Origin of the sequence: Pedobacter vanadiisoli, assembly GCF_042684385.1 — a bacterium.
In the GTDB taxonomy this organism is placed as follows: domain Bacteria; phylum Bacteroidota; class Bacteroidia; order Sphingobacteriales; family Sphingobacteriaceae; genus Pedobacter; species Pedobacter vanadiisoli.
In genome coordinates, this window is sequence record NZ_JBHULL010000005.1 from 196,554 (window position 1) to 219,840 (window position 23,287).

The following is a 23,287-nucleotide window of genomic DNA, read 5'->3' on the forward strand; positions in this document are numbered from 1 at the left end:
TATATCTCACGTCTCATATCTCAACTATGCTTAACTACTTAGATAAATTAAAAAATACAGATTCAGGAAATTTCTTTTTAATGGCAGGTCCCTGCGCTATTGAAGGCGAGGATATCGCCATGAGAATTGCTGAAAAGATTATTACCATTACCGATAAATTACAGATTCCATATATTTTTAAAGGTTCGTATCGCAAAGCGAACCGAAGTAAAGGCAGTTCTTTTACAGGAATAGGCGATGAGAAAGCCTTAAGGATCTTAGAAAGAATAGGCAGGGAATTTGGTGTGCCAACGGTTACCGACATTCACGAAAGTGGCGAAGCTGCAATGGCTGCAGCTTATGTTGATGTATTGCAGATTCCCGCATTTTTATGTCGCCAAACAGATTTATTGATTGCAGCTGCACAAACCGGTAAAGTGGTAAACGTTAAAAAAGGACAGTTCCTTTCTGCAGGTTCAATGAAATTTGCGGTTGAAAAAGTTAAGGAAGCAGGCAACAACAAAGTAATTTTAACAGACAGAGGTAATACTTTCGGTTACCAGGATTTAATTGTCGATTATCGTGGTTTACCAGAAATGCAAAGTTTTGGTGTGCCTGTGGTGATGGATTGTACGCACTCCTTACAACAGCCCAATCAAAGCAGCGGAGTTACCGGAGGTAAACCGGAATTGATTTCTACTATTGCCAAAGCTGCAATTGCAGTGGGAGCCGATGGTTTATTTATTGAAACTCACCCTGATCCTGCAAATGCGAAATCAGATGGGGCCAATATGTTACACTTAGATCTGTTGGAAGAAACTTTGACCAAATTGATCCGTATCAGACAAGCCATACTATAATTTTGACTCATCCGAAAGTATTTCTCACTGCCGAATGGCGAAAACTGGCTTTGGTACAATATACCGTAGACAAAGAAATACTTTCGCGATATTTGCCCCCACATACCGAGCTGGATGACTGGCAGGGAAAATATTATGTTAGTTTGGTTGGTTTTATGTTTATTGACGTGAAATTACTGGGTTTCAATATCCCATTCCATACCAATTTTGAAGAGGTTAACTTAAGGTTTTACGTTAAGTTTAAAGAAGGTGATAATTGGAAACGGGGGGTAGTTTTTATTAAAGAATTTGTACCAAAGCCAGCAATTACCTTTGTAGCCAATACCTTTTACCAAGAAAATTACCAAACTTTACCGATGAAACACGTTTGGACTGAACAAGATCAACAGCTCGAAGTGGAGTACATCTGGAAGAACGGTAGTTGGCATAATTTTTCTGTAACTGCTGGCTCAAGAGCGAAAGACATTTTAACCGGTAGTGAAGAAGAATTTATTACAGAGCATTATTGGGGTTACACTAAAATCGGTGTAAACAATACATCTGAATATGGTGTTGAGCATCCGCGCTGGAAGGCTTACCCAATAAAATCTTATAAAATCAATGTTGATTTTGGAATAAATTATGGAAGTGATTTCGCTTTCTTAAACGATGCTAAACCCGATTCAGTAATACTTGCAGAAGGATCGGCGATCAGGGTATTAAAAAAGAGGAAATTTTAATTGAAATCTTCATTTCGACCATAGCGGAGGGATTTGTATATAGATTTCTCACTGCCCGTAGCAGGCGGGCATTTCGCTTAGCTTCAATTGAAACGATCACCATATGGAAGGATTCTTCACTGCGTTCAGAATGACAGCTATAAAAAATCAAACTTTCGTAATCACGAAAGATGTTCTTCTGTTGTTTTTCCTACCCAGTTCAGTTTTATTATCAGCAATCGGCTTACTTGCACCAAAACCTTTAAAGGTAAGTCTTTTGGCATCAATCTGGTTTTTAATCAGGTAATCGTAAACTGCATTGGCGCGGTTAAAAGATAATTTCTCATTCAGCTTATCATCTCCTACATTATCGGTATGTCCTTGAATTTCAATATATACCGATTCATTTTGATGCAGAAAATCGATCAGTAAATCGAGCTCACGAATGGAAGCAGGCAAAAGATTAAATTTATTGGTATCGAAAAATATATTTCTAAGCGTAACATTTCCACCTTGTTTTATCTTTTCAATGTATACCTCGATTTGATAGGGTTTATTAATGTCTCCCGTTTTAAGTTCGAAATTTTCTGAATAAAACATATAACCCTCTGCATTTACATTGAACAGATAATCGCTCCCGACCGGCATTACGGCTAAAAACTGACCTGTTTCAGGGTCCGTATAGTCATCAAAAACTGTTTTATTTGTTTTTAAATCCACTACCTGTACATTGCTCTCGATCGTTTTTTTGGTATCCTTATCCCTAACAATTCCTTTTACATAAGAAACTTTTAATGGCCTGGCTGTTTCGGGAATAGCAAAGCTGTAAATATCCTGCAGGCCGAAACCACCCTTTAAATTTGAAGAGAACAGCCCGAAATTTCCATCAGCGCTTACCACTAAACCGCTTTCATCTTCAAAGGAGTTGATTGGATACCCCATATTAACTGGTTTTTGCCATTTACCATCGTTGTCCATCCGGCTATAAAAAATATCCTTGTTTCCGAACCCTGGCCATCCATCTGAAGAGAAGTATAAAGTTCGGCCATCGGCATGCAGGAAAGGGGTATTTTCATCGTAAATGGTATTGATATCAGGGCCCAGGTTTATCGCTGGTCCCCATTTGGCATCATCAGTAATAGTGCTTTTCCAAACGTCGTAGCCACCTGATCCGCCTGGCCGGTTACTGATGAAATATAACGTCCTACCGTCCGGGCTGATTGCCGGCTGCGATTCCCAATATTCTGAATTAACAGGCTTCCCAATATTATAAGGTTCACCCCAATCTTTGCCTTCGCGGTGCGAAACATAAATATCGCATCGGCCTAATCCATCAGGACGATTGCAACCGGTAAAAAATAAATATTTACCATCCGGAGAGATAGTTTGGGCGCCCTCGTTATACCGGGTAGTATTTATGCTGCTGGATAAAGGAGTAGCAACACTCCATTTATCATTTTTAAGCTGAGAGGTCCAGAAATCCTCATTTCCATTCATTTGACGCGTAAAAACCAGGGTTTCGCCATCGGCAGTTAAAGCAGGGAAATACTCAGCATCTGTTGTGTTAACACCAGGGCCTAAATTGATTGGTGCATATTTTACCGGTTTTTTTATGGCTGCTGAGGCAAAATCGCAATCCAAAAGGTATTTTTTTGCTTTTTTAGCTCTATCTGATGCCTCATCAAGTGTTAAAAATTCATTAAAATGCTGTTTAGCCTTTGCATAATCCTGTGTAGCAAATTCGGTTTCAGCCAAGCCATAAATTACAGCGGGTACCGCTGTTTTATTAATTAACATGGCCTTTTCGTAAGCGCCTCTGGACTCGGGATATTTTTTTTGTGCTTTATAAACGCCGGCAAGTACGATATAGGCATTCTGAAATAACGGATCAGCTTCAACTGCACTTTTTAATACCTGTTCGGCAGCAGCGTAGTCTAATTTATCAATAAGCGGGCCTGCTTTTTCAAAGTAAACCTGTGCTTTTTTATTAGGGGAATTTTGCCCTAAACAATAAATACTCAGTATACTAAAAAAGAGGACAAGGCAAAATTTCATTACATTAACATTTGGTTATAAAGCTAATGTATTGTTTTTAAGGAATATTTAAAAATTTGTGTGTTTGTAAAGAAATTTCCCATTTAGGATTTGCCATTACATAATCAATGATCATTGGAGTAATTTCCTTTGATTTAGACCACTCGGGTTGAAGATATAATTTACAGGTAGGAGATACCATTGCCGCATATTCTTCTGCCCATTTAAAATCACTTTTATTGAAAACAATTACCTTCAGCTCATTGGCAAAGGGTGCAATATCTGGCCGTGGTGCTTTAAATTTTTTAGGTGATAAACAAATCCAGTCCCAGTTACCCGAAAGCGGGTAGGCACCAGACGTTTCAATAAATGTCAGGATTCCCCTTTCTTTAAGTTTATTGGTCAGGTAATCGAGATTATAGATTAAAGGTTCGCCACCTGTAATTACTACGGCTCTGCCCGGAAAGCGGTCAGCATTTTCAACAATCACATCCGAAGCGGTAAGCGGGTGCATTTCGGCATCCCAGCTTTCTTTTACGTCGCACCAGTGACAGCCCACATCACAACCGCCCAAACGGATAAAATAAGCCGCTTTTCCGGTATTAAATCCTTCGCCCTGTATAGTGTAAAATTCTTCCATTAAAGGAAGTAATGTGCCGTCGTCTGGAATTTCCTGTTTCATTTTTGAGGATGCAAATATCCTAAAAAAATATGGTGAAGCTGTTCCTAATTCAAAAATTAATAGAAAGATGAAATAATAGTGATATTTATTTGCCGTATTTTAGCAGAATGAAATGGTTTAAAGCGTTAAACAACAACCAGATTCCCCATGCCGGTAACATTAAAACCATTTCGGTTAACGGGAAACAGCTGTGCATAATCAACAACGAGGATAAAATTAGCGCTACCCAATCACATTGTCCCCATGCCGGCGGTCACTTTAGCGGAGGCTGGTGCAAAAACGGGAACCTCGTATGTCCGATTCACCGGTATGAATACAGTCTGGAAACGGGGAGGGGAGCAGAAGGTCAGGGAGATTATATCAACATCTATCCGACAGAATTACGCGAAGACGGACTTTATATCGGTTTTGAAGAAAGCTGGTGGAGTAAACTTTGGGGATAATTAGGTTAGTTCATTCGCAATTGGTTTATTAGTCATTTGTTCAGCGATGAATGGCTGACGAAATAACAAGAGTAGAAAGAAAAGTGGCATTCAGATGGGAGTGGAGCGAAATAGAAAATCTACTTACTAAAGATTCTTCATTGCATTCAGAATGACAGATCAGTGGAGAACTAAGGGAGTAAATGTCTTTAAAAAAAATCCTGACAGTTTAAAACTTCAATCTCAGAAAAATAAAAATCCTCCACTTCTTCGGTAATAATACAATTGCAATCTTGTTGTTTGGCAGCGTAATATTCCAAGCCGTCTTCAAAATCGTGTATTTTCTTATTCGATAATGTATCTAAAACGCTTTTTGAGGAATTCTCTGCAATTTTTATGTGCTGGCAAAGCAAATCGATTTTTTGTTTGGCCAACTGGGATTTATGTTTTTTTTCAGCAAAATAAAATGCTATGGCCAGACACATGGGGAAGTATAAACTTCAAATTTTGGATGAGAAGCCAAACTTAAAATTCTTGATGAATAGGTATAAAGCGGATATTCCTTATTTAATACCGAAACTAAAATATTGGCATCTAAAAACACTTTCATTTATTACTTCTGAGAGAGAAGAATTCATTCTTTGAGCCTTTGCGTGTTTTTTTTGGTGTTTTTTTATATTCTACCTCACCCTCCGCTACCATACTTACCCAATCAGAAATGGGGTAATCTTCTAATGATTTATAGTTGCTGGCAGTAACCTGAATTAATAAATGCTCAATTAAGCGCGAAAGGCTGATGTTGTAATCAGCAGCATATTTTTTAGCTTTATTTACTACATCCTGATTAAAGCTCAAGGTTAGTTTAGCATCCATTTTCGAATTGTATTATAAACAAATATACTAAAGAATACGTGTAATAAATAAATTTCATACGTAAAAAAAGCGGTTCAAAAATGAACCGCTTTTAATGCTCTAAGCTTTCGCCTTTGATCTTAAGAATATATTTCTTTCCTGGCCGATGCCAGCGTATTTTTTAATAAACCTACAATAGTCATCAAACCCACACCACCCGGAACAGGGGTAATGTAAGAAGACTTTGGAGCCACATTTTCAAAATCTACATCGCCATATAGCTTAAAGCCTGATTTGGTTTCAGTTGAATTTTCGCGGTTAATACCAACATCTATAATAATAGCGCCAGGTTTCACCATATCGGCTGTAACAAAATTCTTTTTACCAATTGCCGCAATTACAATGTCGGCCTGTAATACCTGTTCTTTTAAGTCTTTTGTGCGTGAGTGGGTAAGTGTTACGGTACAATTGCCTGGATTGGCATTGCGTGCCATTAAAATACTCATCGGGCTTCCAACAATGTTACTGCGGCCAACTACTACACAGTGTTTACCGGTTGTATCAATATTGTATTCCTGCAACATTAATAAAATGCCATAAGGTGTTGCCGGGATAAAGCAAGGTAAATTGCGCATCATCCGGCCCAGATTTATCGGGTGGAAACCGTCTACATCTTTACGATAATCTATTTTTTCGGTTACTTTTTCGGGATCAATGTGTTTTGGAAGCGGTAACTGAACAATTAATCCATCCACATCATCATCCTGATTAATTTCTTCAATTTTAGCCAATAATTCTGCTTCTGTTACCGAGTTATCGTAACGGTGAAGTGAAGATTTAAAACCTACCTTTTCGCAGTTTTTCATCTTGCTGGCCACATAAGTTTCGCTGCCGCCATCGTTACCCACTAAAATGGCTACAAGGTGCGGTTTCCGGCCTGTTTTATTTAAAAACTCAGCTGCCTCTTCTGCAATCTGGATCTTAACTTTTTCTGATACGTATTTACCGTCTAATAATTTCATTATGTTACTTATAAATGATTATCTAAATCATTAACAAATAATTTTAAAAGGTCTCCCTTTTTAAAATCTTTGTTTTCATGGCCAATATCTTTACGGAATTCCAATAGAAGTTCTTCGAGTATAAATAGATTAGCTATAGATGATTCTTTATCATCTGATGCAATAGCAGCTGATTCTTTCCATTTAACATAAGCTTTCAAACTTTTATCGGATAGCCAAACTATGCTTTTTTTATTAAAATCAACCATAAATTTTTCCATTTCAATATTTGAAATTGGTTGTTCTAATTTAGAAGCCATTAAAACGTTAAATAAGAAAGAAATGAACTCCTCATATACAGGGAGTTTCTTCTCTCTAATTTGTTGTTCAATTATCTTTTTTCTTTCGAAATTACGTGTAAGAAAATATCCTGTAACAGTAACTAAACCAGCTATAACTGCTACAATTATGTTTGGGTCTATTAACTTTAAATAATCCTTTAACCTAATTATAAGGAAATACCCTAAATAACAAATTGTACCTAGGACTAAACATGATAAAATTGTTGTTAAAGGATTCGTTTTATTTCTCATCAATCAAGTTTGAGCACCGCCATAAATGCAGATTGCGGGATTTCTACGTTACCCACCTGGCGCATGCGTTTTTTACCTTTTTTCTGTTTCTCCAACAATTTACGCTTACGGGAAATATCACCGCCATAACATTTCGCGGTTACGTCTTTACGTAGAGCACTTAATGTTTCGCGGGCAATAACTTTAGCACCGATTGAAGCCTGGATTTTAATTTCAAACTGCTGACGTGGGATCAGTTCTTTTAATTTCTCGCAGATTTTCTTGCCGAAATCGTAAGCGTTACTGCGATGGATTAATGAAGATAATGCATCAACAGGCTCTTCATTAATTAACATATCTAAACGAACCAGATCCGATTTACGATAGCCTACCTGATGATAATCGAATGAGGCATAACCCTTGGAAATGGTCTTCAGTTTATCATAAAAATCGAATACAATCTCGCCCATTGGCATTTCAAAAATCAATTCAACACGATCAGACGTTAAATACGATTGGTTAACGATAATACCACGTTTTTGAATACAAAGCGACATTACCGGGCCAACAAATTCTGCTTTGGTAATAATATTTGCTTTGATAAAAGGCTCTTCAACAGAATCCAATTTGCTTGGATCTGGTAAATCAGACGGGTTATTTACAGTAATTTCGACACCTTTGGTCGTATGTGCAATGTACGAAACGTTAGGTACGGTTGTAATTACCGTCATGTCAAATTCACGTTCCAAACGTTCCTGAATAATCTCCATGTGCAACATGCCCAGGAAACCGCAACGGAAACCAAAGCCTAAAGCTGCAGAACTTTCCGGTTCGAAAACGATAGATGCATCATTTAGCTGCAGTTTATGCATCGCTTCGCGTAGTTCTTCAAAATCATCAGTATCAACAGGATAAATACCGGCAAAAACCATTGGCTTAACCTCTTCAAAACCTTGAATGGCATCATCTGCTGGCCTGGCAACTGTTGTTATCGTATCACCAACTTTTACTTCGCGTGCTTCCTTAATTCCCGAGATAATATAGCCCACATCACCGGTTTTAACCACATTCCTTGGAGCCATATCCAGTTTCAAAATACCAACTTCATCAGCCAGGTATTCTTTACCGGTATTAATAAACTTTACTTTGTCGCCTTTTTTAATTTCGCCGTTTACTACTTTAAAATAAGCAATGATCCCCCTGAATGAATTAAATACAGAGTCGAAAATTAATGCCTGCAATGGCGCTTCAGTATCACCAACAGGAGCCGGAACTCTATCTACAATAGCTTGTAAAATTTCAGGAATTCCCATCCCTGTTTTACCTGAAGCAGGAATAATATCATCGCGATCGCAGCCAATCAAATCAATAATCTGGTCTTTAACTTCCTCTGGCATGGCGCCTGGTAAGTCCATTTTATTCAGGATCGGGATAATTTCAAGATCGTGCTCTAAAGCCAGATATAAGTTCGAAATGGTTTGTGCCTGGATACCTTGAGAAGCATCAACAATTAATAAGGCACCTTCGCAGGCGGCAATTGAACGCGAAACCTCGTACGAAAAATCTACGTGTCCGGGTGTGTCAATTAAGTTGAAAATATATTCTTCGCCACCAACTTTATAGTTCATTTGTATGGCATGACTTTTAATTGTAATGCCCCGCTCGCGCTCCAAATCCATATTATCGAGCAATTGCGCCTGAGCTTCACGCTGCGAAATTGTCGCTGTATATTCTAATAACCGATCAGCCAGGGTACTTTTACCATGGTCGATGTGTGCAATAATGCAAAAATTACGTATATGCTTCATCTTTGCGCAAAGATATAGTTTTTAATGGAAAATATAAGAGGGAAAATGGAATGCTGAAAAGGCTGAATTTTTACTGTTTTGAAAAGCAAAAGCAATGGTTTTTCGGTTACTATAGTCCTGCTTTCCACTTTATCCCAATACTGGTTCAATGGTGTTCGGGCGGCAGAAAACCGGGATGTTCGTTTCAATCAGGTTTATTTAACCAATAGCAGCAATTCTTTTGAAGTGGGGCATGCCTGATGCTTAAATTAACCACAAATAGGCGGTATAACAATCTTCAGTTTAGTAAAACATCTGTGTTTATCAGCACCTATATGTGGTTAAAAAATTAAACCATTGTTTTCTTCCACTTACCCTTTTTGAAGTGAATAAATGCAGCTATTGCAATACCCGCCTCGGCAATGGGGATGGCAATAAAGACTCCTGTCGGACCCATATCCAAATATTTAGCTAAAAAGTAAGCTAAAGGAATCTGGAAGAGCCAAAAAGCAAAAACATTAATTTTAGTAGGCGTCCAGGTATCGCCGGCACCATTAAATGCACTGCTGAATACCATAGCGGCACCATAAATCACAAAACCAATGCTCAAAATTTTTAATGCTTGACTTGCAACGGCAATCACATTTTCATCGGCTGTAAAAAATGCCGCGAACAAATGTCCGCAGGTTAAGAACAGTACACTCACCACGGCCATGAAGATGATGATGTATTTCAAGGTTTGAAATACCGATTTTTCTGCACGGTCTATGTGACCAGCACCTAAATTCTGGCCAACCAAAGTAGCAGCTGCGTTACTTAAACCCCAAGCCGGTAGCATAAAAAACATCATCAGGCGTAATGATGTTTGGTATCCTGCCGATCCTATATCGCCACCCGTAGTAGCAACCAGTTCGGCTAAAAACACCCAGCTACAACTTGCAATTACGAATTGAAAAATGGCTGGAGCTGCAATTTTTATGATAGCCTTAATCTGTGTAAAATCAGGTAAAAAGTGGCTAATACATATTTTTAGTATGTTTTTGCCGCTAAACAAATTGTAAACCTGATAAGTAACACCCAAACCGCGACCTATGGTAGTGGCAATTGCAGCCCCTGTTAAACCAAATGCAGGCACTGGTCCTAAGCCATTAATAAAAATAGGACAAAGGATGATGTTTGCAATATTGGCGATCCATAAACTTCTCATTGCGATAGCCGCATTACCTGCACCGCGAAAAATCCCGTTAATTAAAAACAGGAGGACAATAATAATACTTCCCCCCATCATAATACGAACAAAGGTGGTACCATGATCTGCAGTTTCTGCTGAAGCACCCATCAACAATAGAATTTCTCGTGCATAAACCAATCCGGCGATACTGATCAGAACATTAGCCGCAACTGCAATTACAATGGTCTGCATACCTGCTTTCGAGGCTGCTTCCGGGTTTTTCTCACCAATTCTCCTGGCAACAACAGCTGTAGCCGCCATACTTAAACCAATGGCCAGCGAATAAATAATAGTTAAAACCGATTCGGTTAAACCAACAGTCTGGATGGCATTACTACTGTTTTCTAGGTGGCCGACAAAATATAAATCTACCAGGGCAAAAACCGATTCCATAGCCATTTCCAACATCATCGGGATGGCCAATAAAATAATTGCGCGTTTAATACTAATGGAAGTGAGGTCTACTTCATGACCTTTTAAAGACTGAATCAGGATATCGAAAAAAGACGATAACTTGCCCTTTGTCTTTGTAGACTGTGACATATAAATATAAATAATTGTGTGTAATAAACCAAACGGTACGCCATTAAGCGTACATACCTAAATTAAAATCGGGAGGGGAATCCTCGGTTATTTAGAACCTCAAACGGATTGCAGATACTTTCATGGCTCTGGTCTTTTTGATAAACCAAATATAGAGAAAATTTTTAATTGTCAAGTTTTGATGACTGATTTTATGAAATTGATTAACTTCCTGTTGTTTTTTTACCATGTAGGCAAAAAAACGCCAATTTTATAACATCCTGCTATATACTATAGGCTTTAATCATTTCATCGGTAACCGGTGTACTTCTACCCGTATTTAAATCAATGAGAACATAATCAAAAACACCATCTGAAGCAATTTTTCCGGTTTTCTGGTTAATAATTTCGAACTGAACCGAACAACCTTTATCATTCATGGATAACACCCCGGTCCTGATCAACATTAAATCATTCATCAATAGTGGCCGCTTAAATTTGATATCAACATGGCTTACCACCCAGCCTAAACCTTGTTGGGTAAAATGCTCCCAGGTCATACCATAGAACTTTTCCATCTGCTCATAACGTGCTGCCAGTACATAATCTAAATATTTGCTATTATGCACATGGTTAAACATATCTATATCATCTGGGCGGACACGTAATTCGCTTTCGAAAATGCTGTATTGATTCTTTTCCAAGGGTAAATGTTTTGTGCAAAAGTAAGCTTTTGATATCTTTATATAAAGATGTATTGACGTAAAGATATATCGTCTATTTTTCGTATTTTTGACATGAAATGGGGAAACTTAAAATATATGATATAAATACTCCACGCGAAACAATTGTTGAGGAACGTGATGCCATTTATTTGAATCGTACCCCCGAGCAGCGTTTTTTTAACGTTATACAGCTTAATTACATTTCAGTTACCATGAATGGTGGTAAGCCATTAAAATCTCCTCAAGGCAAAGGACTTGTAATCCGTAAGCCTGCCATATAATTTGCTTTATGTCTTTTGATAAAGAAAATCCTGAAATGCTTTTGTTGTTGGAAACATTTGAGCAGTTTAATGTTAATTATCTAATTGTTAGAGGTTTTGCTGTTAACCGATATGGTTATAATCGTACTACAGGTGATTTAGATATTTATCTTAAGGATACTAAAGATAACAGACAAAATCTAATTTATGCTCTTGATAAAATGGGCTATGGCAGATATGATATGTTATTAGATGTACCTATAATTGCTGGTTATTGTGAAGTTTTAATGGATGATGGCATGTATGCCGATTTGATGACAGATATTCCTGGGTTGGATAAACAAAAGTTCGATGATTATTTTCAAATGGCTACCGTAGATGAAATTAATGGAATAAAAGCAAGATTTCTGCATTATAATCATCTTTTGGATAATAAGCGAGCCACCAACAGGCCTAAAGATCAGCTCGATGTTTTAGAATTGGAACGCATTAATAAAAAAAACTAAGTTTTTTGTTCGGCATTAAGTTTTCTAAACCCGATTTAGCGGAAATCCTTTTAAAATATGCAGTAACCCTGAATAAACTGTCATGCCGAGGTACGAAGCATTTGCAGGCTATGAAACAGATGCTTCGCACCTCAGCATGACAGAAATTTTTAAAAGATTGCAGCAAGGGTGGGAGTAGGCTAACTGGTTGAAACTGAAAATTGCTTTTCAAAAGAAAAAACTTATTCAACTTCCTTTGGTCCCGATTTATCGTTGTTTACAAAGCGCCATTCTTGCCCATATAAAGATTTATATTGAACCATTATTTTAATATCATACTTTTCAACCAATGGCCCTAGCCGTTCATCCTCTATTTTTATCAAGCTTAATTTTTCACCAACTGGCAGCACCTCATTTTTCCATAAATTGGTAAGTATTACTGTTTTGGTTGAATCTAATTTATTTTCAGTTTTGATTTGTTTAAGAATTTGAGCTATGTTTTGATAAGATTTTGATTTATAATAAAATGCATAATCAGATACAATTGCCGGCCCTAAACCTTGATTTGTAATCACCAGCTCGTAATGATAAGTTTGGCCACTGGAGTTTTTATTATCAGAAAAGCTATTTGAATAGCTCATTAATAGCGGTTTTACCGATGCATATTGCTGTATTCGCTGTAATCTTGTTTGATATAGTGTTATAATAATTGCACAAATACTGGTTACAATGGCACACACACCTACCAGGTTGTTTAATGATAATCGGGATTCTTTGTTAACTTTGGGTTTCTGCATTTTCTTAAATTAGTATATCCACTTCTAAAGTAAGAAAAACTTCAGGATTGATTCTTAAACACTATTAATATTTACCTTAATAATCAAGACATTAAGATCATAAAATTATCTGCCTCATCATTTGTTTATAATTAGGAATAACCTTATCTTTGCGCCACAATTAATTAATTTATTGCTTTAATATTATTCAAGAATGTATTTAAGTCCAGAAAAGAAAGCCGAAATCTTTAAACAACACGGCGAAGTAGAAACCAATACTGGTTCTGCAGAAGGTCAAGTAGCGTTATTTACATACCGTATTGCGCACTTAACAGAACACTTAAAGAAAAACCGCAAGGATTTTTCTACGCAGTTGTCACTTCAAAAATTGGTAGGTAAACGCCGCGGTATTTTAGCTTACCTATACAAAAAAGATATTGAGCGCTATCGTGCTATCATCAAAGCTTTATCGCTTCGTGATATCATTAAACAAAAATAAGCGAATTTTATCAGCGAAAGCCATTCTTTAGAGAATGGCTTTTTAATTCCCCAATATTTTTTTTTAGCGGGATTTATTACAGATAGGTTTTTTTAATCTTATCTTCGTTTGCAAAAACAAAAACATATATAAACAACGGTGTGTAGAAAGAGGAAAACACACCATAATTCTAATTAAATGAATGTAATAAAAAAATCGTTCGATTTGGGCGATGGCAGAATTGTAGAAATTGAAACAGGTAAACTGGCTAAACAGGCTGATGGTTCGGTTGTAGTAAAAATGGGCGATACCATGTTGTTGGCAACAGTCGTATCTACTGTTGGTGCTAAACCAGGTACTGATTTTTTACCATTATCGGTTGATTATCAGGAAAAATATGCAGCTACAGGCCGTATCCCAGGTGGCTTTTTACGTCGTGAAGCAAGATTATCTGATTATGAGGTATTAATTTCCCGTTTGGTAGATAGGGCTTTGCGTCCACAGTTCCCTTCAGATTATCACTCTGATACACAGGTGATGATTTCTTTAATCTCTGCTGATAAAAATATCATGCCAGATTGTTTGGCTGGTTTAGCTGCATCAGCTGCGCTATCAGTTTCTGATATTCCTTTCAACGGTCCAATTTCTGAAGTGCGTGTAGCTAAAATTGACGGTAAACTGGTAATCAATCCATATGCCAGCGATCTGGAGCGTGCCACACTTGAATTTATGGTTGCCGGTTCTGCTAACGATATCTGTATGGTAGAAGGTGAAAGCGACGAGATTCAGGAAGATGAAATGGTTGAGGCTTTAAAATTTGCACATGATGCAATTAAAGTTCAATGCGCTGTTCAGGTTGAATTAACCGAAGCTACTGGCAAAACCATAAAACGTGAATACAGTCATGAAGAACACGACGCTGATTTAAAAGCTAAGGTTTACGCTGATACTTACGATAAAGTTTATGCTGTGGCAAAAGCTGGTGGCAATAAAGATGTTCGCAAAGAGGGTTTTACAGCTATTATTAACGAATTCTTCGAAGCGATGCCTGAAGATACGGATGATTTAACCAAAGCAATGGCTAAACATTATTACCATGATGTTCAGTACGATGCCATCAGAAATTTATTGTTAGATGAAGGTATCCGTTTAGATGGCCGTAAAACAACCGAAATCCGTCCAATCTGGAGTGAAGTAGGTTATTTACCTGCAGCACACGGTTCAGCAGTATTTACCCGTGGCGAAACTCAATCTTTAACATCGGTTACTTTAGGTGGTAAAGATGATGAACAAATGATTGATGGCGCTTTCTTTAATGGTTTCCAGAAATTCTTATTGCACTATAATTTCCCAGGTTTCTCTACCGGCGAGGTTAGACCTAACAGAGGCGCTGGTCGTCGCGAAATCGGACATGGTAACCTGGCACAACGTTCACTGAAAAAAGTTTTACCTCAGGGCGAAGCTAATCCATATACCATCCGTGTAGTTTCTGATATTTTAGAATCAAACGGTTCATCGTCAATGGCAACGGTTTGTGCAGGTACATTAGCATTAATGGATGCCGGTATTAAAATCAAAGCGCCGGTTTCAGGTATTGCAATGGGTTTAATCACCGACGAAAAAACAGGTAAATATGCTATTCTTTCTGATATCTTAGGTGATGAAGACCACTTAGGTGATATGGACTTTAAGGTAACCGGTACTGAAAATGGTATCGTTGCCTGTCAGATGGACTTAAAGATCAATGGTTTATCGTACGAAGTTTTAACTAAAGCTTTATTGCAGGCTAAAGATGGTCGTTTACACATCTTAAACGAGATGAAGAAAACCATCAGCCAGCCGAACGAGGATTACAAACCACATGCACCACGTATTGTTTCTTTAACTATTGATAAAGAATTTATCGGTGCAATTATCGGCCCTGGAGGTAAGATTATTCAGGAAATGCAACGTGAAACCGGTGCAACAATCTCAATTGAGGAAGTTGACGGAAAAGGTATAGTTGAAGTATTTGCCGATAATAAAGCATCAATCGATGCAGCTGTTACCCGTATCCGTAACATTGTAGCCAAACCAGAAATTGGCGAAATTTACCAGGGTAAAGTGAAATCGATTATGCCATTTGGAGCATTTGTGGAAATTATGCCGGGTAAAGACGGTTTATTGCATATCTCTGAAATTTCATGGCAGCGTTTAGAAACCATGGATGGTGTACTGAAAGAAGGCGATAAAATCGAGGTTAAATTATTAGACATCGATAAGCAAGGTAAAATGAAACTTTCTCGTAAAGTTTTATTACCTAAGCCAGAAAAACCAGCTGCGCCACAAGCTTAATTGGTAATCGTCATGCTGAACCTGTTTCGGCATCACCATAATAAAACCCTTTCAGTAATCTGAAAGGGTTTTTCGTTTATAGAATATAACTTCGGCTTTTCTGACTAAAAAGATTCGCACATCTTTTGTAACTTGCATCGTAGCGTCATGCTGAATTTATTACAAGTAGAAATAGTATTTTCAATTGTCTTGTAGCTACTTCATGGTCAGCATCTTTCATGCTATTAAGCCCATGAAATCAATTCAGGGTGATGACCGTTGATAAATACTGCTTTAAAAACTAATAGTGGAATTTAAAATTAAAAGACTAAAAGATAATTAAATGAAATACATTATAGCCCCATCCATACTTTCGGCCGATTTTGGCAATTTGCAGCGCGATATTGAAATGATTAACCACAGTGAAGCCGATTGGTTCCATGTTGATGTAATGGATGGTGTTTTTGTGCCCAATATCTCTTTTGGCTTTCCGGTTATGGCTGCAGTTAAAAAACACGCAACCAAACCTCTAGATGTACATTTAATGATTGTAGAGCCTGATAAGTATATTGAGGACTTTGCTAAAGCAGGGGCAGACCGGATCACGGTACATTATGAGGCTTGTACTCATTTACACAGAACTATCCAATTAATCAAAGCATCGGGCTGTAAAGCTGGTGTTGCTTTAAACCCGCACACACCGGTTACGCTGCTACAGGATGTAATTGAAGACCTGGATTTAGTACTCATCATGTCAGTTAATCCAGGCTTTGGCGGTCAGGCTTTTATTCATAACACGTATAAAAAAATACAGGATTTAAAGGCTTTAATGCAGGGGGTTAACGAAGAGTTAGTTGTTGAAGTAGATGGTGGTGTAGGGTTGCAGAATATTGCCGCATTAGTATCTGCCGGTGCCAACGCTTTCGTGGCTGGAAATGCAATTTTTGCAGCAGATAATCCAACAGAAACCATTTCTAAAATGAAAAGCTTGACAACTACCGCTATAAATATTTAAATTGTTGAATGTTTATTGCTAAATTGTTTTTAGGATAAGGCGCATACAGTCTTAATGCCTTATACTTTTGCCTTGATACTAAAAATGCTCAAATTTCGGCTAATCCTTCTCTTTTTGATTGCTAGTTACAGTTTTGCTGTGGCACAGCCATTGGTTAGGGTTTCCGGAATAGTTTACAGCGATGAGAAACAGCCACTATCGCAGGTTACGGTTATTGTTTTAGGTCAGGCACAAACAACAGTTACGGATGAATTCGGGGTTTACACCATTTATTCCAAAACAAAAACTTTTAGTATTAAATATTCACTCCTGGGCTATCTGCCTCAAACAATCAAATTTAACGAACGCTCTGGCGCAAGAATCGTCAAACAAGTAAATTTAATTGCCAACACCAACGAATTAGAGCAGGTGAACATCACCAACAAACAAAATCAGTTAAGCAATACTACTACCATCAATATTGCCGATGTACCTTCCATGCCGTTGGTTTCTGGAAATTTTGAAACCATGCTCAAAACCCTTCCGGGAGTATCTACCAATAATGAGTTAAGTGCCCAGTATAGCGTTCGCGGAGGTAATTTCGACGAAAATCTGATTTATATTAATGATGTAGAAATTAACCGGCCCGTATTGATCCGTAATGGACAGCAGGAGGGGTTAAGCTTTATCAACTCGGACCTGGTGAGTAAGGCAAAGTTTTCTGCAGGTGGTTTTGAAGCCAGGTATGGCGATAAGCTTTCTTCTGTGCTGGATATTAAATATGATAAACCCGATAGTAGTCAGACCACCCTTAGTACCAGTCTTTTAAACACTTCGTTAACCACAAAAAAGTTATTTAAAAACAGTTTTTTATTGGCAGGTTTAAGATATAAGAACAATTCGAGCGTATTAATCAAACAGGATGAAAAGGGAAGCTATAATCCTAATTTTGCCGATGCACAACTGTTGTATCAATACGATTTCTCTCAAAAATTCAATATCAGTTATCTCGGAAGTTTTAACCTTGGCCAGTTTAAACTGGTGCCAACCAACAGGGAAACACAGTTTGGAACATTAAACACCACTTTAAGGCTAAATGTTGATTATACGGGGCAGGAAATTGATGATTACCAAAGCCTAGGAAATGCCATAACCGCTACTTATTCTCCACGACCTAATCTGGTAATCAAGTTTATAAACAGCTATTTCAATACCATAGAAAGAGAGCGCTTTGATATTAAGGGAAGTTACACTTTTGCCGAGGTAGATAATGCTTTTCAAGGGGAAAATTTTGGACCGGTAACTAAAAACAGGGGCATTGGAAGCTACTATAATTATGGAAGAAACAGCCTGAACACACAGGTTTTTGCATCAGAAATAAAGGTTGATCAGAATTTTAACAGTCATGTTTTTTCATGGGGTTTAAAATTCGATAAATCTAAATACAACGATCAGTTAAATGAATATAATTATACCGATTCTGCTGGTTTCATTCTGCCCAACAACTCAAAGAACATCGTTTTACAGAATGTAATCAATGTAAAAAACAACATCGATATCAAAAATTACAGTGCCTATATCCAGGACAGTTATTCGCTTTCCGATTATGCCGAATTACAGTTGGGGGCAAGGGCTACCTATAATTCATTAAGCAGGCAGTTGTTGGTGAGCCCAAGGTTACTGCTCGCATACCGTCCAAATTCAAATAATAAAATTTTAAGATTTACGGCAGGGGTTTACAAACAACCGCCTTCTTACCGTACCATAAGGGACTTTTCAGGAAAATTATATATTGACCAAAAAGCACAGAGTTCTTACAATACCTCCTTGGGTTACGAATATGCCTTTGATGCTTTTGGAACACGACTAAAATTTACTTCAGAAGCCTATTTTAAATATTCTGACCGGTTGATTCCCTATAAAATTGATAACCTTAGGATTAAATACCTCGCAAACGAAGTATCACGGGGTTACGCCTATGGTGCCGATTTCAGTATAGGCGGCGAATTTGTAAAGGACCTGGTTTCTTATTTCAGGATGTCGGTAATGCATGCCAATGAAGATATTATCGGCGATAGTTATGTCGAAAACGGAACGACCTTTTACCCGGGATTTTTAAAACGGCCAACTGATCAACGCTTAAATTTTTCTATATTCTTTCAAGATAAACTGCTCAACAGCCCAACTTATAAAGTACACTTAAATGCACTTTATGGTTCAAGGTTGCCGATCGGCCCATCACAAACACCCCGTTATTTAGATAAGTTTTTTATACCCTCATATAAACGGGTAGATATTGGTTTTTCAAAAGATCTGCTCGACGATGCAGCCTTGCACAAACCTAAATTTCTGGATAAAAATTTCAGCTCAGTTATCCTGTTCTTTGAGGTTTTCAATATGCTGAATATTAATAATACGGTTTCCTACCTTTGGCTAAAAGATGTAGATAACGTACAATATGCCATTCCAAATTATTTAACCGGCAGGCAATTTAATTTAAAGTTGATTGTGAAACTGAAAAAATAAGCTGTAAGCTACTAAACCTATCAGGTTTTAAAAACCTGATAGGCTTGACAAAACAATCTTTATCTTTTGGCCTTTCTGATTAATGAATTCTTTTGCGAAAACAGCAATAAATTGATCGATTTATGGTCTTTTTTTAACAAAATTTAATTTTTTAAGTAACGATTTTATGGGCATAACTGCTTTAAAAATTTTACATTTACGCCCATAAAACATTATATAATAAGATGAAGCATAATTTTGGCGCAGGCCCTTGTATTTTACCTCAAGAAGTGTTTAAACAAGCAGCTCAGGCTGTTTTAGATTTTAACGATGGATTATCAATTTTAGAAATTTCGCACAGAACAACCGAATTTGAGGCAGTTGTTGCCGAGGCTGATAAGTTGGTAAAGGAATTATTAAATGTGCCGTCGGGTTATTCCGTTTTATTTTTACAGGGCGGTGCAAGTTTACAGTTTGCCATGGTGCCGATGAACTTATTAGGCGATGGACAAACAGCAAGTTATTTAGATACTGGTGTTTGGGCAAGCAAAGCATTAAAAGAAGCTAAATTTATCGGTAACGTGAATGTAGTTGCATCATCTAAGGATGCAAATTATACCTTCATTCCAAAAGATTATGAAATCCCTGCAGATAGTGCTTATTTCCACTATACTTCAAACAATACCATTTACGGAACCGAGCTTTTCGAAGTACCTGAAACGAACATTCCTGTTGTTTGCGATATGTCTTCTGATATTATGAGCCGCGTTATCGATGTTTCTAAATTCGATTTAATCTATGCCGGAGCTCAAAAAAATGTAGGTCCTGCCGGTTTAACCATTGCTATTGTTAAGAATGAGATTTTAGTTAAAATAGACCGTAAAATCCCTTCTATGTTGAATTATCAATCGCATATCGATAATGGTTCAATGTACAATACACCGCCGGTTTTCTCTATTTATGTGGCTTTATTAAATCTTCGCTGGTTAAAATCGAAAGGTGGCGTTGCCGAAATTGAAAAAGAAAACAAACAAAAAGCTGAAGCACTTTACAGAGAAATTGACCGCAATTCCTTATTTAAAGGAACATGTGCAGTTGAAGACCGCTCCAGAATGAATGTTTGTTTCGTAATGGAAAACCCTGAGCTGGAAAAACCATTTTTGAAATACGCTGAAGGGCAAGGCATTGTAGGCATTAAAGGCCATAGAAGTGTAGGTGGTTTCCGCGCTTCGATGTATAATGCACTGCCAATTACAAGTGTTCATGCCTTGATAGACGCCATGCAATCATTTGAAGAACAACAAGCAAAAGCAAACTAATTTAAATTTAATAGGTGATTGATTCACGTTAATCCGTGTTATTAATCCACTAAGTGAAATATATACCATGATTAAGATATTAGCAAACGATGGGATTGATCCGATCGGAAAAGAATTGTTAGAAAAAGCAGGTTTTCAGGTTGATACCGAAACCATTCCACAAGATCAGCTAGCCGAAGCCTTAAAAAACTATGACGCCATTACCGTTCGTAGTGCAACAAAAGTGAGAAAAGAATTAATTGATGCCGTTCCAAATATCAAATTAATTGGCAGAGGTGGGGTAGGTATGGATAATATCGATGTTGAATATGCACGTAGTAAAGGCGTTGCAGTGGTAAATACACCGGCTGCATCTTCATTATCAGTGGCCGAACTTGTGTTTTCGCACTTATTCACCGGTATCAGGTTCTTACAGGATGCTAACCGTAAAATGCCTGTTGAAGGTGCTACGCAATTCAATAACCTAAAAAAATCTTATGCCAAAGGAACCGAATTAAGTGGCAAGACCATTGGTATTATAGGTTTCGGGCGTATTGGCCGGGCAACAGCTAAAGTGGCTTTAGGCTTGGGAATGAATGTTTTGGCTTATGATTTATATCCATCTGAGTCTGAAATTACTTTAGAATTTCAGGGAGGAAAATCAGTAAGTATTCCAGTTAAAACGGTTTCATTAGATGAAGTGATTACCGGTAGTGATTTCTTTAGCTTACATACCCCATTTGCTGATAAGCCAATTTTAGGCGCAGAAGAATTTGCAAAAATGAAAAATGGTGTGGGTATTGTAAACTGCTCACGCGGAGGAACAATTGATGAGCTGGCTTTAATTGAAGCCTTAAACTCAGGCAAGGTTTCTTTTGCAGGTTTAGATGTTTTTGACAATGAACCTACGCCACTGGCAGAGATTTTAACCCATCCAAAAATCTCTTTAACACCGCATATCGGTGCCTCAACAAATGAAGCACAGGAACGTATTGGTACAGAACTGGCAACATTGATTATTGAGCATTTTAAGAAATAATATTCTTTTCGTCAACTGAACTTGTTTCAGGGTTTTTCACTCAAGATAGGCGCTGACTGCAAAGTAGTTATAAGATAATTGATAACACACTTTCTACTTTTTAAAATAAATTCAGCTTGACGGATTTTGTAAAGACCAATCAATCGATTGGTCTTTACATCTTTAATCCAACGCTTTCATTAATACCCAATACCGATAACCCAATATCGCTTTCTGAAAAGTAGTTAGCTTATTTGGGTCCTTTTTATACAAACTTGGCAAAATCAGTTTATTTATCTTCGCCAAGATTTTAAACAGTGCTTTTTTCATACCTTTTATATCGCTGTAGTTTTTTATAAAAGAAGTAAAATCCACCAGCCATCACCAAAATCAGAAATACAATGATGTAGTTTGATAAATTTCCTTTATTCCTTTTATCTAAATCTTCCTTAAGCTGTGCATTTTGATCCTGGAGTCTTTTAATAGTGCCCATATAAGCTTCAATCCTTACCTGGGAATTTTCTGAAATGGCAACTTTCTGCTGGTTCTGCAGATCTTTATAATCCATCAGGATTTTCAACTCTTTAAAAATATTGTTATCCGTTAATACAACCTGACGCAAAATTTCATTGGAATTTTTAATGTCACGTTTGGTTTGCCATCCAAATATTCCGGTTCGCTGGTTTAAACTTTCCTCATATTGTCCAAACCTTGTACTTCTTTCGGAAAGTAGGCCGTTTATTTTTAGACGTTGTGCTGCATACGCAGCAGTATCCTGTTGAGCAAAGCCCTGAAAACTTAATAAGATACCCAAGAGCAGATAAGAATATTTTTTCATGTGTATATAAACGTGAAAAGAGTGAAAGTTGTTTTACTGGTTCAGTCGTCGTTGATTCATTGGTAATGCAAAGCGCCAAAAATATTCTTCATCCTGGCTAAAGTGGAAATCTTTTCTCAGCTTGGTCTTTTATCTTTACCTTTCTAAGAATGAAACTCAACCCGCACAATATCGCCTAAGTGCAATCCGAGTAAGCCACTTGCCTTACCTTTATTAATGGCGATTTCGAGGTGATTGCTGATACCGAACAAGCATAGTTTTTCACCTTCCGGTACCTCGTTATAATGCCAGCTCAGCTGGGTAATGATTTCACTTTTCCTAAAGTGTAAGGTAAAATCGCGGTTTTTTTGAATTTTGGTAAAAAGATCCTTGGTGATATTGGTAATCACATTGCAAAAGGTATCGATATACACGACACTTCCACGGATCACATCCCGCTCAATTACAGGGTGCAAAAGCATCTTCTGTTCAATCTCCGCTACAGGTAAACCAATCTCTTTCAGTTTGCCTCCTTTGGCCAGGTGTGTAGCTGCTTTAACAAAAATATCAACGAGTGGGAAATGAAGATATTTTAGATCCTGCATAATGTTCAGTTCTACCACATCCTCAGGAACATCATCAAACAAAAGTGAGAAAATACCATTGTCTGCACCTACAAAATAATGATCGCGGTGCTTTACGGCGATGTATTTGGTGTTTTCACTATATACAGAATCGATTCCAATTAAGTGTACGGTATTTTTTGGAAAATACGGATAAGCATTTTTTAAAACAAAAGCCGCATAAGAGATATTGAACGAAGGAACTTCATGGGTAATGTCGATTAAATTAACACCAGGCATAAGACTCAACAGGCTACCTTTTAGTGCGCTCTGGTAAAAATCTTTTGAACCTAAATCTGTTGTTAAAGTAATTATCGCCATTAAAAATTCATTATTATTGCTTATTCTTGTGTAC

Annotated in this window: 24 protein-coding genes; 11 read left to right on the forward strand and 13 right to left on the reverse strand. The window is 37.5% G+C overall.

What is annotated here, in order from left to right:
- Positions 1-26 precede the first annotated feature (26 nt).
- Positions 27-839 carry a 3-deoxy-8-phosphooctulonate synthase gene (kdsA, locus tag ACFSR6_RS04735; RefSeq protein ID WP_379075646.1) on the forward strand — a complete coding sequence of 271 codons (813 nt, stop codon included), beginning with the start codon at positions 27-29 and terminating at the stop codon, positions 837-839.
- Positions 840-841: 2 nt separating this feature from the next.
- On the forward strand, positions 842-1,558 hold the full coding sequence (locus tag ACFSR6_RS04740; protein WP_379075648.1) for a YqjF family protein: 717 nt from the start codon (positions 842-844) through the stop codon (positions 1,556-1,558).
- Positions 1,559-1,705: 147 nt separating this feature from the next.
- On the opposite strand, the gene ACFSR6_RS04745 is transcribed toward ACFSR6_RS04740, so the two are convergent.
- Together ACFSR6_RS04745 and ACFSR6_RS04750 are read right to left on the reverse strand one after the other, a co-directional pair.
- Positions 1,706-3,592 carry an OmpA family protein gene (locus ACFSR6_RS04745; protein ID WP_379075651.1) on the reverse strand — a complete coding sequence of 629 codons (1,887 nt, stop codon included), beginning with the start codon at positions 3,590-3,592 and terminating at the stop codon, positions 1,706-1,708.
- 37 nt (positions 3,593-3,629) lie between these two features.
- Positions 3,630-4,253, reverse strand: coding sequence for a 7-carboxy-7-deazaguanine synthase QueE (locus ACFSR6_RS04750; RefSeq protein WP_379075653.1), 624 nt, complete (start codon positions 4,251-4,253; stop codon positions 3,630-3,632).
- A gap of 107 nt (positions 4,254-4,360) precedes the next feature.
- Here ACFSR6_RS04750 and ACFSR6_RS04755 point away from each other — a divergent pair, with 107 nt between their 5' ends.
- A complete protein-coding gene (locus tag ACFSR6_RS04755) occupies positions 4,361-4,696 on the forward strand; it encodes a Rieske (2Fe-2S) protein (protein ID WP_379075656.1) in 336 nt (111 codons plus the stop codon).
- Positions 4,697-4,884: 188 nt separating this feature from the next.
- Here the strand turns inward: ACFSR6_RS04755 and ACFSR6_RS04760 are convergent, their stop codons facing one another.
- From ACFSR6_RS04760 to lepA, 6 genes are all read right to left on the reverse strand, one after another.
- On the reverse strand, positions 4,885-5,109 hold the full coding sequence (locus ACFSR6_RS04760; RefSeq protein WP_379075658.1) for a hypothetical protein: 225 nt from the start codon (positions 5,107-5,109) through the stop codon (positions 4,885-4,887).
- Positions 5,110-5,144: 35 nt separating this feature from the next.
- Positions 5,145-5,285, reverse strand: coding sequence for a hypothetical protein (locus ACFSR6_RS04765; protein WP_379075661.1), 141 nt, complete (start codon positions 5,283-5,285; stop codon positions 5,145-5,147).
- Positions 5,282-5,548 carry a DUF6364 family protein gene (locus ACFSR6_RS04770; protein ID WP_379075664.1) on the reverse strand — a complete coding sequence of 89 codons (267 nt, stop codon included), beginning with the start codon at positions 5,546-5,548 and terminating at the stop codon, positions 5,282-5,284. The genes ACFSR6_RS04765 and ACFSR6_RS04770 overlap by 4 nt, the downstream gene beginning before the upstream one ends.
- Before the next feature lie 119 nt (positions 5,549-5,667).
- Positions 5,668-6,549, reverse strand: a complete 882-nt coding sequence (locus ACFSR6_RS04775; protein WP_379075666.1) for a bifunctional 5,10-methylenetetrahydrofolate dehydrogenase/5,10-methenyltetrahydrofolate cyclohydrolase — start codon at positions 6,547-6,549, stop codon at positions 5,668-5,670.
- 8 nt (positions 6,550-6,557) lie between these two features.
- Positions 6,558-7,121: a hypothetical protein gene (locus tag ACFSR6_RS04780; RefSeq protein ID WP_379075669.1), complete on the reverse strand. Its 564-nt coding sequence runs from the start codon at positions 7,119-7,121 to the stop codon at positions 6,558-6,560.
- Positions 7,121-8,908 carry a translation elongation factor 4 gene (lepA, locus tag ACFSR6_RS04785; protein WP_379075671.1) on the reverse strand — a complete coding sequence of 596 codons (1,788 nt, stop codon included), beginning with the start codon at positions 8,906-8,908 and terminating at the stop codon, positions 7,121-7,123. The genes ACFSR6_RS04780 and lepA overlap by 1 nt, the downstream gene beginning before the upstream one ends.
- 78 nt (positions 8,909-8,986) lie before the next feature.
- On the opposite strand from lepA, the gene ACFSR6_RS04790 reads away from it, so the two are divergent.
- Positions 8,987-9,148 (forward strand): hypothetical protein, encoded by a 162-nt coding sequence (locus ACFSR6_RS04790; RefSeq protein WP_379075673.1) that lies wholly within the window; start codon positions 8,987-8,989, stop codon positions 9,146-9,148.
- Positions 9,149-9,236: 88 nt separating this feature from the next.
- On the opposite strand, the gene ACFSR6_RS04795 is transcribed toward ACFSR6_RS04790, so the two are convergent.
- Both ACFSR6_RS04795 and ACFSR6_RS04800 read right to left on the reverse strand, forming a co-directional pair.
- Positions 9,237-10,661, reverse strand: coding sequence for an MATE family efflux transporter (locus tag ACFSR6_RS04795; RefSeq protein ID WP_379075676.1), 1,425 nt, complete (start codon positions 10,659-10,661; stop codon positions 9,237-9,239).
- Between the two features lie 263 nt (positions 10,662-10,924).
- A complete protein-coding gene (locus ACFSR6_RS04800) occupies positions 10,925-11,344 on the reverse strand; it encodes an acyl-CoA thioesterase (protein WP_379075679.1) in 420 nt (139 codons plus the stop codon).
- A gap of 310 nt (positions 11,345-11,654) precedes the next feature.
- On the opposite strand from ACFSR6_RS04800, the gene ACFSR6_RS04805 reads away from it, so the two are divergent.
- Positions 11,655-12,131: a hypothetical protein gene (locus ACFSR6_RS04805; protein WP_379075682.1), complete on the forward strand. Its 477-nt coding sequence runs from the start codon at positions 11,655-11,657 to the stop codon at positions 12,129-12,131.
- A 221-nt stretch (positions 12,132-12,352) separates the two neighbouring features.
- Here ACFSR6_RS04805 and ACFSR6_RS04810 read toward each other — a convergent pair whose 3' ends face one another.
- Complete coding sequence (locus tag ACFSR6_RS04810) at positions 12,353-12,751, reverse strand: hypothetical protein (RefSeq protein WP_379075684.1); 399 nt, start codon at positions 12,749-12,751, stop codon at positions 12,353-12,355.
- 349 nt (positions 12,752-13,100) lie between these two features.
- Here ACFSR6_RS04810 and rpsO point away from each other — a divergent pair, with 349 nt between their 5' ends.
- The 6 genes from rpsO (at position 13,101) to ACFSR6_RS04840 (ending at position 21,513) form a co-directional block, all read left to right on the forward strand.
- Complete coding sequence (rpsO, locus tag ACFSR6_RS04815) at positions 13,101-13,385, forward strand: 30S ribosomal protein S15 (RefSeq protein ID WP_025146265.1); 285 nt, start codon at positions 13,101-13,103, stop codon at positions 13,383-13,385.
- 177 nt (positions 13,386-13,562) lie between these two features.
- Positions 13,563-15,698 carry a polyribonucleotide nucleotidyltransferase gene (gene pnp, locus ACFSR6_RS04820; protein ID WP_379075686.1) on the forward strand — a complete coding sequence of 712 codons (2,136 nt, stop codon included), beginning with the start codon at positions 13,563-13,565 and terminating at the stop codon, positions 15,696-15,698.
- A gap of 322 nt (positions 15,699-16,020) precedes the next feature.
- Positions 16,021-16,692 carry a ribulose-phosphate 3-epimerase gene (rpe, locus tag ACFSR6_RS04825; protein WP_379075689.1) on the forward strand — a complete coding sequence of 224 codons (672 nt, stop codon included), beginning with the start codon at positions 16,021-16,023 and terminating at the stop codon, positions 16,690-16,692.
- 114 nt (positions 16,693-16,806) lie between these two features.
- Complete coding sequence (locus ACFSR6_RS04830; RefSeq protein ID WP_379075691.1) at positions 16,807-19,197, forward strand: TonB-dependent receptor; 2,391 nt, start codon at positions 16,807-16,809, stop codon at positions 19,195-19,197.
- A gap of 224 nt (positions 19,198-19,421) precedes the next feature.
- Positions 19,422-20,495, forward strand: coding sequence for a 3-phosphoserine/phosphohydroxythreonine transaminase (gene serC, locus ACFSR6_RS04835; RefSeq protein ID WP_379075693.1), 1,074 nt, complete (start codon positions 19,422-19,424; stop codon positions 20,493-20,495).
- Positions 20,496-20,562: 67 nt separating this feature from the next.
- Entirely contained in the window at positions 20,563-21,513 is a 951-nt protein-coding gene (locus tag ACFSR6_RS04840) for a D-2-hydroxyacid dehydrogenase (RefSeq protein ID WP_379075696.1), read from the forward strand.
- Positions 21,514-21,802: 289 nt separating this feature from the next.
- Here the strand turns inward: ACFSR6_RS04840 and ACFSR6_RS04845 are convergent, their stop codons facing one another.
- Positions 21,803-22,330: a hypothetical protein gene (locus ACFSR6_RS04845; protein WP_379075699.1), complete on the reverse strand. Its 528-nt coding sequence runs from the start codon at positions 22,328-22,330 to the stop codon at positions 21,803-21,805.
- 143 nt (positions 22,331-22,473) lie between these two features.
- Positions 22,474-23,253, reverse strand: coding sequence for an SAM hydrolase/SAM-dependent halogenase family protein (locus ACFSR6_RS04850; protein WP_379075702.1), 780 nt, complete (start codon positions 23,251-23,253; stop codon positions 22,474-22,476).
- Between the last annotated feature and the right edge of the window lie 34 nt (positions 23,254-23,287).

Coding starts and splice junctions, on each gene's coding strand:
- kdsA (WP_379075646.1), top strand. CDS start 27: ATGCTTAACTACTTAGATAAATTAAAAAATACAGATTCAGGAAATTTC.
- ACFSR6_RS04745 (WP_379075651.1), bottom strand. CDS start 3,592: ATGAAATTTTGCCTTGTCCTCTTTTTTAGTATACTGAGTATTTATTGT.
- ACFSR6_RS04750 (WP_379075653.1), bottom strand. CDS start 4,253: ATGAAACAGGAAATTCCAGACGACGGCACATTACTTCCTTTAATGGAA.
- ACFSR6_RS04755 (WP_379075656.1), top strand. CDS start 4,361: ATGAAATGGTTTAAAGCGTTAAACAACAACCAGATTCCCCATGCCGGT.
- ACFSR6_RS04765 (WP_379075661.1), bottom strand. CDS start 5,285: ATGAAAGTGTTTTTAGATGCCAATATTTTAGTTTCGGTATTAAATAAG.
- ACFSR6_RS04770 (WP_379075664.1), bottom strand. CDS start 5,548: ATGGATGCTAAACTAACCTTGAGCTTTAATCAGGATGTAGTAAATAAA.
- ACFSR6_RS04775 (WP_379075666.1), bottom strand. CDS start 6,549: ATGAAATTATTAGACGGTAAATACGTATCAGAAAAAGTTAAGATCCAG.
- ACFSR6_RS04780 (WP_379075669.1), bottom strand. CDS start 7,121: ATGAGAAATAAAACGAATCCTTTAACAACAATTTTATCATGTTTAGTC.
- lepA (WP_379075671.1), bottom strand. CDS start 8,908: ATGAAGCATATACGTAATTTTTGCATTATTGCACACATCGACCATGGT.
- ACFSR6_RS04795 (WP_379075676.1), bottom strand. CDS start 10,661: ATGTCACAGTCTACAAAGACAAAGGGCAAGTTATCGTCTTTTTTCGAT.
- ACFSR6_RS04805 (WP_379075682.1), top strand. CDS start 11,655: ATGTCTTTTGATAAAGAAAATCCTGAAATGCTTTTGTTGTTGGAAACA.
- ACFSR6_RS04810 (WP_379075684.1), bottom strand. CDS start 12,751: ATGAGCTATTCAAATAGCTTTTCTGATAATAAAAACTCCAGTGGCCAA.
- rpsO (WP_025146265.1), top strand. CDS start 13,101: ATGTATTTAAGTCCAGAAAAGAAAGCCGAAATCTTTAAACAACACGGC.
- pnp (WP_379075686.1), top strand. CDS start 13,563: ATGAATGTAATAAAAAAATCGTTCGATTTGGGCGATGGCAGAATTGTA.
- rpe (WP_379075689.1), top strand. CDS start 16,021: ATGAAATACATTATAGCCCCATCCATACTTTCGGCCGATTTTGGCAAT.
- serC (WP_379075693.1), top strand. CDS start 19,422: ATGAAGCATAATTTTGGCGCAGGCCCTTGTATTTTACCTCAAGAAGTG.
- ACFSR6_RS04840 (WP_379075696.1), top strand. CDS start 20,563: ATGATTAAGATATTAGCAAACGATGGGATTGATCCGATCGGAAAAGAA.
- ACFSR6_RS04845 (WP_379075699.1), bottom strand. CDS start 22,330: ATGAAAAAATATTCTTATCTGCTCTTGGGTATCTTATTAAGTTTTCAG.
- ACFSR6_RS04850 (WP_379075702.1), bottom strand. CDS start 23,253: ATGGCGATAATTACTTTAACAACAGATTTAGGTTCAAAAGATTTTTAC.